Annotated in this window: 1 protein-coding gene; it reads left to right on the top strand. The window is 47.0% G+C overall.

Annotation, left to right across the window (positions count from 1 at the left end; genetic code table 11):
- Positions 1-208 (top strand): hypothetical protein (locus ACYQ2M_RS25240; RefSeq protein ID WP_459919166.1); only part of this gene is annotated, 208 nt, incomplete at its 5' end.
- Positions 209-570: the final 362 nt, after the last annotated feature.

Genomic DNA, 570 nt, shown 5'->3' on the forward strand with positions numbered 1-570 from the left:
GAGGGGAATTTACCTTTCTACAGCCAGGAAACCACCCCTGTTTTTATGTTTTTTTTTAACCGAACTGTTGTTTTGGGGGAGTGGCCTTGAGCAATCCCAAGATGTGTTTTTATGCTCCCCAGACTCTTCGCCGCAGGACAATGATAAAAATAACATCAATTCCTCATCTCCGACATCTCCAATATCACCTAAAGGTGGTTGGGGGTGATGCTCTTCCATTTGGTTTTGTTATCGGCTTTATCCATATCAGGGCATTATGCATCTTTCGCATACTGCTCAGAGTGTGCATTATTGAGGGTACGGTCGGCTTTAATGTCAGCAAGTTAAATGGGTGTGCCTATGAAGTCCAAAAAATCAGCTCCAGGGGGGTGCTGACATAGCATCCCTATTGCCCATCCCCCCCTCGGCATGGGGTCGGTGAAATAAGAACTCCCACCCGGCGATCTGACATAAGGCACGTGATGAACACCACCCGGTTATTTTTCCTTAAGCCTGTGGGGAATTGAGGTGGGGGAGGATGGTTCGCTTGACTAAGGCTAAACCATGCTCCAGGTTCACATATTCAACTTA

The sequence above is a fragment of the Desulfocicer niacini genome, from assembly GCF_054657595.1.